Raw genomic sequence first — 13057 nt, forward strand, 5'->3', positions numbered from 1 at the left:
CGGACCCGGCCCCTAGCATTGAGTCGTGCCCAGTGCGTCCTCCCGACAGAGCCGTTCCATGTCTTCAACGACCCCGACCTCCCCGGAAACGCCCGGTCCCGCATCCGCCTCACCGGCGCGTGGCCACGACCACCTGCGGGTGAAGGGCGCCCGGGAGCACAACCTGCGCAACATCTCGGTCGACATCCCGCGTGACTCCCTCGTGGTCTTCACCGGCCTGTCCGGTTCGGGGAAGTCCTCGCTGGCGTTCGACACGATCTTCGCGGAGGGACAGCGCCGCTACGTCGAGTCGCTCTCGGCGTACGCGCGCCAGTTCCTGGGGCAGATGGACAAACCCGACGTCGACTTCATCGAGGGGCTGTCCCCGGCGGTCTCGATCGACCAGAAGTCGACCAACCGCAACCCGCGGTCCACGGTCGGCACCATCACCGAGGTCTACGACTACCTGCGGCTCCTCTTCGCGCGCGCCGGTCGCCCGCACTGCCCGGTCTGCGGCGAGCCGGTGGGGCGCCAGACGCCGCAGGCGATCGTCGACCAGCTCCTGGAACTGCCCGACCGCACGCGTTTCCAGATGCTGGCGCCGGTGGTGCGGTCCCGCAAGGGCGAGTACGTCGACCTGTTCAGCGACCTGCAGGGCAAGGGCTATTCGCGCGCCCGGGTCGACGGCGTGGTGGTCTCGCTGTCCGAGCCGCCGAAGCTGGCCAAGCAGAAGAAGCACAGCATCGACGTGGTCGTCGACCGGCTGGTCTCCCGCGGTGGCGACCCGTCCGCGAAGCAGCGGCTCACCGATTCCGTCGAGACGGCGCTGATCCTCGCCGACGGCGTGCTCATCGTGGAGATGGTCGACCTCGACGAGGGCGACCCGCAGCGCGAGCGCCGGTTCTCCGAGCGGATGGCGTGCCCCAACGAGCACCCCCTGTCGATGGACGAGATCGAGCCGCGCTCGTTCTCCTTCAACAGCCCGTTCGGGGCGTGCCCGGCGTGCACCGGCATCGGCACCGAGCTGGAGGTCGACCCCGAGCTGCTCGTGCCCGACGAGGACAAGTCGGTCCGTGAGGGCGCGATCCTGCCGTGGGCGCAGGGCTCCAGCTCCGCCGACTACTTCCTGCGGGTCATCGGCGCGCTCGCCGAGGATCTGAAGTTCTCGCTCGACACCCCGTGGCACGCCCTGCCGGAGCGGGCGCGTACCGCACTCCTGGAGGGCCAGAACCACGAGGTGCACGTGAAGTACCGCAACCGGTACGGCCGCGAACGCAGCTACTCCACCGGTTTCGAGGGCGTCATCCCGTTCGTGAAGCGCCGGCACTCCGAGACCGACTCGGACTGGAGCCGCGAGCGCTACGAGGGCTACATGCGCGAGGTGCCGTGCCCGGTCTGCAAGGGCGCCCGGCTCAAGCCCGAGTCGCTCGCGGTCACCGTGGGCGGCCAGTCCATCGCCGACGTCTGCGCGCTGCCCATCTCGGACGCGGCGAACTTCCTGCCGGGCGTCGACTTCTCGCCCCGGGAGCGGCAGATCGCCGAGGGCATCATCAAGGAGGTCGATGCGCGGCTGGGCTTCCTGCTCGACGTCGGGCTGGACTACCTCTCGCTGGACCGGCCGGCCGCCACGCTCTCCGGTGGTGAGGCGCAACGCATCCGGCTGGCGACCCAGATCGGGTCCGGCCTGGTCGGTGTGCTCTACGTCCTCGACGAGCCGTCCATCGGTCTGCACCAGCGCGACAACCACCGGTTGATCGAGACGCTCACCCGGCTGCGCGACCTCGGCAACACCCTCATCGTCGTCGAGCACGACGAGGACACCATCTCCACGGCCGATTACGTCGTCGACATCGGGCCAGGTGCCGGCGAGCACGGCGGGCACGTGGTGCACGCCGGATCGGTGGCGGGGTTGCTGGCCAACAAGGACTCGATCACCGGCGACTACCTCTCCGGCCGTCGGGAGATCCCGCTGCCGCAGGTCCGCCGTCCGCACGACGGTCGGGAGATCGTCGTACGAGGGGCGCGCGAGCACAACCTGAAGAACGTCGACGTCGCGATCCCGCTCGGCAACCTGGTCGCGGTGACCGGGGTGTCCGGGTCGGGCAAGTCCTCGCTGGTCAACGGCATCCTCTACAACGTGCTGGCCAACCAGTTGAACGGCGCGCGTCACGTGCCCGGTCGGCACCGCACGGTCGAGGGGCTGGACCAGCTCGACAAGGTGGTGCACGTCGACCAGAGCCCGATCGGGCGTACGCCGCGCAGCAACGCGGCGACGTACACCGGGGTCTTCGACCACGTGCGGCGACTCTTCGCGCAGACCCAGCAGGCGAAGGTGCGCGGCTATCTGCCGGGCCGGTTCTCCTTCAACGTCAAGGGCGGGCGCTGCGAGGCGTGCACCGGCGACGGCACGCTGAAGATCGAGATGAACTTCCTGCCCGACGTCTATGTGCCGTGCGAGGTGTGCCACGGGGCGCGCTACAACCGCGAGACGCTCGAGGTGCACTTCAAGGGCAAGTCGATCGCCGAGGTGCTCGACATGTCGATCGAGGAGGCCAAGGAGTTCTTCGCGTCGGTGCCGGCGATCGCGCGGCACATGACGACGCTGGTCGACGTGGGTCTCGGCTACGTCCGGCTCGGGCAGCCCGCGCCGACCCTGTCCGGTGGCGAGGCCCAGCGGGTGAAGCTGGCCTCGGAGCTGCAGAAGCGATCGACCGGCCGGACCATCTACGTGCTGGACGAGCCGACGACCGGTCTGCACTTCGAGGACATCCGCAAGCTGCTCGATGTGCTCCAGGGTCTGGTCGACAAGGGCAACACCGTCATCGTGATCGAGCACAACCTCGACGTCATCAAGTCGGCCGACTGGATCGTCGACATGGGGCCCGAGGGCGGCAACCGTGGGGGCGAGGTGGTCGCCGAGGGCACACCGGAGCAGATCGCCGAGGTGCGGGCCAGTCACACCGGTCGGTTCCTCAAGCCCCTGCTGGCGAAGCAGAGCGCGGCTGCTCGCCCGTCCACCCGCCGGGCCGGCACCCGCTCGCCCCGCAAGGCCAGCGCCAAGGCGGCCAGCTGACGTCGACCCCTTCGGTTGTCAGCGCTTCTCTGGTGCCGGCGCCAGAAAAGCGCTGACAAACAGACGCGGCCGGCGCGATTGTCAGCGGGTTTCCGGTGCCGGCGCCACACCGCTGCTGACAACCGCAGGAGATCCACAGCCGAACCACAGGGCACCGGTGTCGACGTGATCAGATCCACGACGGATGATCGTTCAATGATGAGCAACGACGACCAGACGCCGACCATCGACGCCACCGACACACCCGCCAGCCCGAGCAGACGCACCGTGGTCCGGGCGACCGCAGTCACCGGCGTAGGCGTGGCGGGCCTCGGACTGGCGGCGTGCGGGGGCTCGTCGGGCTCCGGTTCGTCCGGCTCGGCCTCCGGGGGCGGTAGCGCGGGCGGCACCACGGTCGCCAAGGCCGACGTCCCCGTCGGCGGCGGCAAGATCCTCAGCGATGCGAAGGTCGTCGTCACGCAGCCCACCGCGGGCAGCTTCAAGGCGTTCTCTGCGGTCTGCACGCACGCCGGCTGCACCGTCGGTTCGATCGAGAGTGGCGCGATCGTCTGCCCCTGTCACCAGAGCCACTTCAGCATCAAGGACGGGTCCGTCGAGAGCGGCCCGGCCCCCGCGCCCCTACCCGCGAAGACCGTGACAGCGGAAGGGTCTTCGCTCAAGATCAGCTGAGTGACAGGGCGACGGCTCAGAAGGTGAGCACCTGACGCCCGCGGGTCCCGCCCGCCTCCAGCGCGCGGTGCGCCTCGGCCGCCCGCGAGGCGGGCAGAGAACGCGCGACCCGCGGCGTCAGCTGCCCTGAGTGCAGCAGATCCACCAGCGTCGTCAGTCCGGCGGCGACGCGGTCGGCATCGCTCACGACGTCGCCCACCATGACGCCGGTGACGACGATGCCCCGCTCGGAGGGGATGTCACCCGCACGTACGGCGACGTACGCGCCGGCGTCACGCACTGCCGGCAGCACGATGGACCCCTGCACCGCGCCGTCGGCGAGCGCGTCCACACCCTCGGGGCGGACACCGCGGAACCGTTGCGCCACGTCGTCGCCGCGGCGTACGACCTCCTCGGCCCCCAGGTCGCGCACGAGCCGCTCATCGGCCTCGGAGGCATCCGCCGTCACGTGCAGCCCGCGGGCCCGGGCGATCTGGATCAGGCTCCCGCCGTACGCGCCGGCGGCGCCGGTGACCGCGATCCAGGCGCCGGGCTCGAGGTCGAACGTCTCGAGGGTGAGCAGGGCGGTGAGCCCGTTCATCGGCACGGTCGAGGCAGCCACCGCATCGATCCCGTCGGGGACGGCGACGACGTTCGCCGCCGGGACCACCAGGTACTCGGCGTACGCCCCGTTGAAGACCGGCAGGGTGGCACCCATCACGAGCTGCCCGACCTCGTGCGGGGACCCCTCACCCACCTGATCGACCGTGCCGGCGAAGTCCCAGCCCGGGAGGTGGGGCGTGGGCACGTCGCGGTACCGATCGGCGAAACCTCCGGCGCGCGTCGAGGTGTCGGAGGGGTTCACCGCGAACGCCGCGACGTGCACCCGCACCTCGCCGGGCCCCGCCTCGGGGGTGGGCAGGTCGAACTCCTGCAGGACGTCGGGGCTTCCGGGCTTCTCGAAACCGATGGCACGCATGCGGGGACTCCTCGCGATCGACGACGGACGCGGACCTGAACGGCCCGGCCACGGGCGGCAACGGCCGGGACGGGGGAGCGCATTCCTGCGGTGTCGGTGCCGGTTCGTAGGCTGACCCGGTGGCAGACCCGTCGTCGTACCGTCCGAAACCGGGGGAGATCCCGGTCGATCCGGGCGTCTACCGCTTCCGCGACAAGGACGGGCGGGTCATCTACGTCGGCAAGGCCAAGTCGCTGCGCAGCCGGCTCTCGTCGTACTTCCAGGACATCGCGGCGCTGCACCCCCGCACCCGCACCATGGTCACCACCGGCGCGAGCGTCGAATGGACCGTCGTCCGCAACGAGGTCGAGGCGCTGCAGCTGGAGTACTCCTGGATCAAGGAGTTCGACCCGCGCTTCAACGTCAAGTACCGCGACGACAAGTCCTATCCCTACCTCGCGGTGACGATGGGGGAGACCTACCCCCGCGCGCAGGTGATGCGGGGCGCCAAGCGCAAGGGCACCCGCTACTTCGGCCCGTACGCGCACGCCTGGGCCATCCGCGAGACCCTCGACCAGCTGCTGCGGGTCTTCCCGGTACGCACCTGCAGCAGCGGCGTCTTCAAGCGGGCCGGCCAGGTCGGTCGCCCCTGTCTGCTCGGCTACATCGACAAGTGCTCGGCGCCGTGCGTCGGGCGTGTGACCGAGGACGAGCACCGCGAGATCGCCGCGGATTTCTGCGACTTCATGGCCGGCAACACCGCGCGTTTCCAGAAACGGCTGGCTCAGGAGATGCGCGACGCCAGCGCCGACCTGGACTTCGAGACCGCGGCCCGTCGCCGCGACGACCTCGGCGCGCTGGAGAAGGCCCTCGAACGCTCCGCGGTGGTGCTGGGCGACGCCACCGACGCCGACGTCTTCGGGGTCAGCGACGACGAGCTCGAGGCGGCCGTGCAGGTCTTCCACGTGCGGGGCGGCCGGATCCGCGGCCAGCGCGGCTGGGTCGTCGACAAGCAGTCCGAGGGCGACCTGGGGCTGGCCGAGGTCATCGAGCGGCTGCTCGGTCAGGTGTACGGCGGGGAGTCCGGCGACGGGGTGCCCCGCGAGGTGCTGGTGCCCGTGCTGCCGCCCGACCCCGAGCCGATGGCGCAGTGGCTGCAGGGGCTGCGCGGCGCGAACGTCGATCTGCGCGTCCCCCAACGGGGCGACAAGCGCACCCTGATGGAGACGGTGCAGCGCAACGCCACCCAGTCGTTGGCCCGGCACAAGGTGGCCCGCGCCGGTGACCTGACCGCGCGCAGTCAGGCACTTCAGGACCTGCAGGAGGGCCTCGACCTCGGTCAGGCACCGCTGCGGATCGAGTGCTTCGACATCAGCCACATCCAGGGCACCAACGTCGTGGCGTCGATGGTCGTCTTCGAGGACGGCCTGCCGCGCAAGGCGGAGTACCGCCGCTTCATCGTGCGGGGCACGCCGGCACCCGACGGCACCGTGCGGCTGGACGACACGGCGGCGATGGACGAGGTGCTGACCCGCCGGTTCCGGCGCTACCTCGCCGATCGCGACGACGCGGACGACGTGGAGCTGGACGCCGGCGACGGCCCCGAGATCGTGGAGGTCGCGGGGACCGGGCGGGGGGCGCGTACGCCGCCGGTATCCGGGCCGATCGACGAGACCACGGGCAAACCCAAGCGCTTCGCCTACCCGCCGCAGTTGGTGGTCGTCGACGGTGGCAAACCCCAGGTCAACGCGGCGGCACGGGCGTTGGAGGCGCTCGGGATCGACGACGTCGAGGTCGTGGGACTGGCCAAGCGGCTGGAGGAGGTGTGGGTCGCCGAAGACGACTTCCCGGTGATCCTGCCGCGCACCAGCGAGGGCCTCTACCTGCTTCAGCGGGTGCGCGACGAGGCGCACCGCTTCGCGATCACCTTCCACCGCCAGCGCCGGTCCAAGGCGATGACCACGTCCGCGCTGGACGGCATCCCCGGTCTTGGCGACGCCCGCCGCAAGGCGCTGCTGAAGCAGTTCGGCTCGGTCAAGAAGATGCGTGCCGCGGGGCCGGAGGAGCTCGCCACCGTCCAGGGCATCGGTCCGGCGCTGGCGGCGACGATCCACGAGCGTCTGCGCGAGGATGGTGACACCACCCCGGCCGTCAACCTCTCCACCGGTGAGGTCCTCGACTGATGGGGCCCGCGACCAGCAAGGAGCCCCGATGAACGACCAGGCCGACCCGCTCAGCTCCGCCGCATCCCAGCTCGTGATCATCACCGGCATGTCCGGCGCGGGCCGCAGCACCGCGGCGAACGTGCTGGAGGACCGCGGGTGGTACGTGATCGACAACCTGCCCCCGCAGTTGCTGGTCTCGATGGCGTCGCTCCTGGATCACGGCGGCGACGGTGACGACGACGGCTCCGACGTACGCCGGCTGTGCGCCGTGGTCGACGTCCGGTCCCGGACGTTCTTCACCGACTTCCGTGACGGCCTCGACCGGCTGCGGGCCGGCAACTACCGGCCCATCGTCGTCTTCATGGACGCGACCGACGAGGCCCTGGTGCGCCGGTTCGAGTCGGTACGACGACCGCACCCGTTGCAGGGGGAGGGCCGGCTGCTCGACGGCATCGTGGACGAGCGGGTCGCGCTGCGCGACCTGCGCGCGGCGGCCGACGTCCTCATCGACACCAGCGGCCTCAACGTGCATCAACTGAGCACGAAGGTCCGCGAGATGCTCGGCGACGACAACTCGCCCGACCTGCGGGTGGCGGTGATGTCGTTCGGCTTCAAGTACGGCATCCCGCTCGACGCGGACATCGTCTTCGACATGCGCTTTCTGCCCAACCCCTTCTGGAACCCCGACCTGCGCCCGTTCACCGGGCAGGACCGGGTGGTGTCCGACTTCGTCCTAGCGCAGTCCGGCGCCACGGAGTTCCTCGAGCGCGCCCTGGCCATGCTCGAACCGGTCTTCGCCGGGTACCGCCGGGAGGGGCGCAGTTACGTCACGCTGGCCGTCGGGTGCACCGGGGGCAAGCACCGCTCCGTCGCGATCACCGAGGCGCTCGCCGAGCGTCTCGGCACGGGCCGCACCCACGCCGTCACCGTGCACCGCGATCTGGGCCGGGAATGAGTACCCCACGAAGCTCCTCGCCCAGCGGCTCGGATGCTTCGCGGGGACCCCGGCAGGACGCCACCCCACGCAGCTCCTATCCCGCGATCGCCAGGCCCGCCGTCGCCGCCCTGGGGGGTGGGCACGGACTGGCCGCGTCGCTGCAGGCGCTGCAGCTCGTCACCGACAAGATCACCGCGATCGTCACCGTCGCCGATGACGGCGGTTCGAGCGGCCGGTTGCGCGACGAGTTCGACATCCTGCCGCCCGGCGACCTGCGGATGGCGCTGGCCGCATTGTGCGACACCTCCGAGTGGGGACTGCAGTGGCGGGACGCGCTGCAGCACCGGTTCGCCGGCGACGGCCCGCTCGGCGGGCACGCGCTGGGCAACCTGATCATCGCCTCGCTGTGGGATCTGCTCGGTGACCCCGTGGCAGGTCTGGACCTCGTCGGGCGACTGCTCGGCGCCCGCGGCAGGGTGCTGCCGATGGCCGGCGAGCCGCTGCGTATCGAAGCGAGCGTGCTCGGTGCCGATCCGAGCCGGCCCCACGAGGTCGTGGACGTCATCGGTCAGGTCGAGGTGGCCACCGCCCGCGGCCGGGTGCAGAGCGTGCGGCTACACCCCGACCCGCCCGCCCCCTGCCTGCCGGCCGTCGAAGCGGTCCAGCGCGCGGACTGGGTGATCCTCGGTCCCGGCTCCTGGTACAGCTCGGTGATGCCGCACCTGCTGGTGCCGGACCTGTGCCAGGCGCTCGTGCACACCGACGCGCGAAAGATGTTGACGCTCAACATGATGCGGCACGACGGCGAGACCCAGGATTTCTCCGCCTCCGACTACCTCGACGTGCTGACCGCGCACGCTCCCGAGCTGCGCCTGGATGTCGTACTCGCCGACGTGACGGTCGACGGTGAGGAGGCCGACCTGCTCGCCACGGCCGCCGAGCGACTCGGCGCCCGGGTCGTCCGCGCCCCGGTGGCCGACACCGACATCCCGGGCACCCACGACCCGTTGCGTCTCGCGGCGGCGTACCGCGACGTTCTCGACGCGTAAGGCCCTCACCTGCACAAACGCGACACGCCGTACGACAGTGGGACTTCCGAGCGAAAAAGTGGGGCCCGCGACGGACCGAACAGCCCGTGGCCGGTGCGAGAATGTCCCTCATGCCTGCGATGACTGCCACCGTCAAAGACGAGTTGAGCAGGTTCGCGGTCACGAAAACGTGTTGCCGCAAAGCGGAGATCTCCGCGGTGCTGCGCTTCGCCGGCGGGCTGCACATCATCGGCGGCAAGGTGGTGATCGAGGCCGAACTCGACACCGCCGCGACCGCCCGTCGGCTGCGGCAGGACATCGCCGCCGTGTACGGGCAGAAGTCCGAGTTGGTGGTGATGAGCGGCAGCGGCCTCAAGCGGGGCAGCCGCTACGTCGTCCGTGTCGTCGGCGACGGCGAGGCGCTGGCCCGGCAGACCGGTCTCATCGACACGAAGGGCCGTCCGGTGCGCGGGCTGCCCCCGCGGGTCGTCAACGGCGCGGTGTGCGACGCCGAAGCCGCGTGGCGCGGTGCCTTCCTCGCGCACGGTTCGCTGACCGAACCGGGCCGTTCCTCCGCGATGGAGGTGACCTGCCCCGGTCCGGAGGCAGCCCTTGCACTCATCGGCGCCGCCCGCCGGATGGGCATCTCCGCCAAGGCCCGCGAGGTCCGCGGGATCGACCGCGTGGTGATCCGCGACGGCGACGCCATCGGCGCGATGCTGACGCGGCTCGGCGCCCACGACGCCGTCCTGGCCTGGGAGGAACGACGGATGCGCCGCGAGGTGCGCGCCACCGCCAACCGGCTCGCGAACTTCGACGACGCCAACCTGCGTCGCTCCGCACGGGCCGCCGTCGCGGCCGGCTCCCGGGTGGAGCGGGCCCTGGAGATCCTCGGCCCGGAGGTGCCCGACCACCTGGCACAGGCCGGGCGGCTGCGGGTGGAGCACAAGCAGGCCAGCCTGGAGGAGCTGGGTCAGCTGGCCCAGCCGCCGATGACCAAGGACGCCGTCGCGGGGCGGATCCGTCGGCTGCTCGCGATGGCCGACAAGCTGGCCGGCGACCGGGACATCCCCGGCACCGACGCCAACCTGACGCCCGACATGCTGGACGGCTGACCCGTCCGCGACCACCTGGCGCGGGGTACGACGATCGGTCCGGGCCGTTCGGCGTACCGGCGAGTTGTCCCATAGGGTCGAGGCCTGCCGAAGTCCTCCAACCAGAAGGAATGAGCCGATCGTGACTGTCCGGGTAGGTATCAATGGTTTTGGCCGCATCGGCCGCAACTTCTTCCGCGCCGCCGTCGCCTCCGGCGCCGACATCGAGATCGTCGGCGTCAACGACCTGACCAGCAACGCGACGCTCGCGCACCTGTTGAAATACGACTCGATCCTCGGCATCTTCGACGGCGACGTCACCTCCTCCGAGGACGAGATCACCGCGAACGGCAAGACCTTCAAGGCCTTCGCCGAGCGTGACCCCTCCGCGCTGCCGTGGGGCGACCTCGGGGCCGACGTCGTCATCGAGTCGACCGGTCTGTTCACCGACGCGACCAAGGCACGGGTGCACATCGACGGCGGCGCCAAGAAGGTCATCGTGTCTGCACCGGCGTCCAACGAGGACATCACCATCGTCATGGGTGTCAACGACGGCGACTACGACCCGGCGAAGCACCACGTCATCTCCAACGCGTCCTGCACCACCAACTGCCTGGCGCCGATGGCGAAGGCCCTGAACGACGAGTTCACCATCGTCAAGGGCCTGATGACGACCATCCATGCCTACACCGCCGACCAGAACCTGCAGGACGGTCCGCACAAGGATCTGCGCCGCGCACGCGCCGCCGCGATCAACATCGTGCCGACCTCCACCGGTGCCGCAAAGGCCATCGGCCTAGTGCTGCCGGAGTTGAAGGGCAAGCTCGACGGGTACGCGCTGCGGGTGCCGACCCCGACCGGCTCGGCCACCGACCTCACCTTCGAGGCCGGTCGCGAGACGTCGGTCCAGGAGGTCAACGACGCGGTCAAGAAGGTGGCCGACGGTCGCTACCTGAAGTACACCGACGCCCCCATCGTCTCCAGCGACATCGTCACCGACCCCAGCTCGTGCATCTTCGACTCCGGGCTGACCAAGGTCATCGGTAACCAGGTCAAGGTCGTCGGCTGGTACGACAACGAGTGGGGTTACTCCAACCGTCTCGTGGACCTCACGGCGCTCGTGGGCAAGGGCCTCTGAGCCCGATGCGCACGATCAAGGATGTGGGTGATCTGCGCGGCAAGAAGGTGTTGCTGCGCAGCGACCTGAACGTCCCGCTCGACAAGGACGGTGTCATCACCGACGACGGTCGGGTCCGGGCGTCGGTCCCGACCATCCAGCGGCTGACGGAGGCGGGTGCGCGGGTCATCGTGTGCGCGCACCTCGGTCGACCGAAGGGCGCGCCCGAGGCGAAGTACTCCCTGGCGCCCGCGGCGAAGCGGCTCTCCGAGCTGCTCGATGCGCCGGTGCCGCTCGCGCAGGACACGGTCGGACCCTCGGCGCACGCCACGGTGGACGCCCTGGGCGATGGCGACGTCGCCATGCTGGAGAACCTGCGGTTCAATCCCGGCGAGACGGCGAAGCAGGCGGCGGACCGCGCCGAGTTCGCAGACCAGTTGGCTTCTCTGGCAGACGTCTTCGTCAGTGACGGGTTCGGCGTCGTCCACCGCGAGCAGGCCAGCGTCTACGACGTGGCCGAGCGGCTCCCGCAGGCCGCCGGCGGACTGGTCGAGCAGGAGGTCGCGGTGTTGCAGCGCCTCACCCGGCCCGCGCGTCCGTACGCCGTGGTGCTCGGTGGCGCCAAGGTCTCCGACAAACTCGGCGTCATCGAAAACCTGCTGCAGCACGCCGACATGCTGCTCATCGGCGGCGGCATGGTCTTCACCTTCCTGGCCGCGCAGGGCCACGAGGTGGGCACCTCGTTGCTGGAGAAGGACCAGATCGACCGGGTGAAGGGCTATCTCGCGGACGCCGAGAACAGGGGAGTGGACATCGTCCTGCCCGTGGACGTCGTCGCCGCCACCGCCTTCTCCGCGGATGCCGACCACGACCTGGTCGCCGCGGACGCGATCCCGGCCGACCGGATGGGCCTGGACATCGGACCCGAGTCGGCGCAGCTCTTCGCGCGCAAGGTCGCCGGTGCCAAGACGGTCTTCTGGAACGGCCCGATGGGCGCGTTCGAGATGGCGCCGTACGCCCCCGGCACCCAGACCGTCGCGCAGGCGCTGGTCGACGCGACGGCTGCCGGCACGTTCACCGTCGTGGGCGGCGGCGACTCCGCGGCCGCCGTACGGCAGGGCGGTTTCGCCGACGACGACTTCTCGCACATCTCGACCGGTGGTGGGGCGAGCCTGGAGTACCTCGAGGGCAAGACCCTGCCCGGTCTCGCCGTCCTGGAGGACTGACCCGTGGCCGATGCTCCCCCCACCCGCGTCCCGCTGATCGCCGGCAACTGGAAGATGAACCTGGACCACCAGCAGGCGACCGTGCTGGTGCAGAAGCTGGACTGGATGCTGCGCGACAAGCGGCACGACTTCGCCGCGGTCGAGGTGGCGGTGATCCCGCCGTTCACCGACATCCGTTCCGTGCAGACGCTGATCGACGGCGACAAGCTGAAGCTGAAGTTCGGCGCGCAGGACCTGTCCGCGCACGAGTCGGGTGCTTACACCGGTGAGATCTCCGGCCGCTTCCTGGCCAAGCTCGGCTGCAGTTACGTCGTGGTCGGGCACAGCGAACGCCGCGAGTACCACCACGAGGACGACTCGCTCGTCGCTGCGAAGGTGGCCGCCGCGTACCAGAACGGCGTGACGCCGCTGCTGTGCGTGGGGGAGTCCCTCGAGGTACGCCGCGCCGGCGAGCAGGTCGCCTTCGTGCTCGGCCAACTGGACGTCGCGCTGCACGGTCTGTCCGCCGAGCAGGTCCAGAGCATCGTGATCGCGTACGAGCCGGTGTGGGCCATCGGCACGGGCGAGGTCGCCACCCCCGAGGATGCCCAGGAGGTGTGCGCGGCGATCCGTGCCCGCCTGGCGCAGCTGTACTCCGACCAGGTCGCCTCGGCGGTCCGGGTGCTCTACGGCGGTTCGGTGAAGTCCGGCAACGTCGCGGCCATCATGGCCAAGGACGACGTCGACGGCGCGCTGGTCGGCGGGGCCTCGATCGATGTGGAGGAGTTCGCCACGATCTGCCGCTACCAGGCGCACGTCGGAGCGACCTGAGCCTCGCCTGTCTCAGCCGGCG

At 70.4% G+C, this 13057-nt stretch carries 10 protein-coding genes; 9 read left to right on the top strand and 1 reads right to left on the bottom strand.

Going from position 1 to position 13057, the window contains the following annotated elements; translation table 11 throughout:
- Positions 1 to 58 precede the first annotated feature (58 nt).
- Positions 59 to 3052 carry an excinuclease ABC subunit UvrA gene (uvrA, locus tag J4030_RS03140; protein WP_208047751.1) on the top strand — a complete coding sequence of 998 codons (2994 nt, stop codon included), beginning with the start codon at positions 59 to 61 and terminating at the stop codon, positions 3050 to 3052.
- A gap of 198 nt (positions 3053 to 3250) precedes the next feature.
- Positions 3251 to 3721 (top strand): Rieske (2Fe-2S) protein, encoded by a 471-nt coding sequence (locus J4030_RS03145; protein WP_208047752.1) that lies wholly within the window; start codon positions 3251 to 3253, stop codon positions 3719 to 3721.
- Positions 3722 to 3737: 16 nt separating this feature from the next.
- On the opposite strand, the gene J4030_RS03150 is transcribed toward J4030_RS03145, so the two are convergent.
- The gene (locus J4030_RS03150) at positions 3738 to 4679 is read right to left on the bottom strand and encodes an NADP-dependent oxidoreductase (protein WP_208047753.1); all 942 of its coding nucleotides are present in this window, start codon (positions 4677 to 4679) and stop codon (positions 3738 to 3740) included.
- Between the two features lie 119 nt (positions 4680 to 4798).
- Between J4030_RS03150 and uvrC the strand changes: the two genes are divergently transcribed.
- From uvrC to tpiA, 7 genes are all read left to right on the top strand, one after another.
- The gene (uvrC, locus tag J4030_RS03155; protein WP_208047754.1) at positions 4799 to 6841 is read left to right on the top strand and encodes an excinuclease ABC subunit UvrC; all 2043 of its coding nucleotides are present in this window, start codon (positions 4799 to 4801) and stop codon (positions 6839 to 6841) included.
- Positions 6842 to 6869: 28 nt separating this feature from the next.
- Positions 6870 to 7778 carry an RNase adapter RapZ gene (gene rapZ / locus J4030_RS03160; RefSeq protein WP_208047755.1) on the top strand — a complete coding sequence of 303 codons (909 nt, stop codon included), beginning with the start codon at positions 6870 to 6872 and terminating at the stop codon, positions 7776 to 7778.
- On the top strand, positions 7775 to 8809 hold the full coding sequence (yvcK, locus tag J4030_RS03165; RefSeq protein WP_208047756.1) for a uridine diphosphate-N-acetylglucosamine-binding protein YvcK: 1035 nt from the start codon (positions 7775 to 7777) through the stop codon (positions 8807 to 8809). The genes rapZ and yvcK overlap by 4 nt, the downstream gene beginning before the upstream one ends.
- A gap of 110 nt (positions 8810 to 8919) precedes the next feature.
- On the top strand, positions 8920 to 9903 hold the full coding sequence (whiA, locus tag J4030_RS03170) for a DNA-binding protein WhiA (protein WP_208047757.1): 984 nt from the start codon (positions 8920 to 8922) through the stop codon (positions 9901 to 9903).
- 121 nt (positions 9904 to 10024) lie between these two features.
- Positions 10025 to 11020: a type I glyceraldehyde-3-phosphate dehydrogenase gene (gap, locus tag J4030_RS03175; RefSeq protein ID WP_208047758.1), complete on the top strand. Its 996-nt coding sequence runs from the start codon at positions 10025 to 10027 to the stop codon at positions 11018 to 11020.
- A 5-nt stretch (positions 11021 to 11025) separates the two neighbouring features.
- Positions 11026 to 12225, top strand: coding sequence for a phosphoglycerate kinase (gene pgk / locus J4030_RS03180; protein WP_208047759.1), 1200 nt, complete (start codon positions 11026 to 11028; stop codon positions 12223 to 12225).
- A gap of 3 nt (positions 12226 to 12228) precedes the next feature.
- Entirely contained in the window at positions 12229 to 13035 is an 807-nt protein-coding gene (gene tpiA / locus J4030_RS03185) for a triose-phosphate isomerase (RefSeq protein ID WP_307864535.1), read from the top strand.
- Positions 13036 to 13057 lie beyond the last annotated feature (22 nt).

This window comes from Allobranchiibius sp. CTAmp26, assembly GCF_017565405.1.
Taxonomy (GTDB): Bacteria; Actinomycetota; Actinomycetes; order Actinomycetales; family Dermatophilaceae; genus Allobranchiibius.

Bases quoted from the DNA above. Each gene is read 5' to 3' on its own strand.
- J4030_RS03145 (WP_208047752.1), top strand. From the start codon at position 3,251: ATGAGCAACGACGACCAGACGCCGACCATCGACGCCACCGACACACCC.
- whiA (WP_208047757.1), top strand. From the start codon at position 8,920: ATGCCTGCGATGACTGCCACCGTCAAAGACGAGTTGAGCAGGTTCGCG.
- rapZ (WP_208047755.1), top strand. From the start codon at position 6,870: ATGAACGACCAGGCCGACCCGCTCAGCTCCGCCGCATCCCAGCTCGTG.
- J4030_RS03150 (WP_208047753.1), bottom strand. From the start codon at position 4,679: ATGCGTGCCATCGGTTTCGAGAAGCCCGGAAGCCCCGACGTCCTGCAG.
- yvcK (WP_208047756.1), top strand. From the start codon at position 7,775: ATGAGTACCCCACGAAGCTCCTCGCCCAGCGGCTCGGATGCTTCGCGG.
- pgk (WP_208047759.1), top strand. From the start codon at position 11,026: ATGCGCACGATCAAGGATGTGGGTGATCTGCGCGGCAAGAAGGTGTTG.
- uvrA (WP_208047751.1), top strand. From the start codon at position 59: ATGTCTTCAACGACCCCGACCTCCCCGGAAACGCCCGGTCCCGCATCC.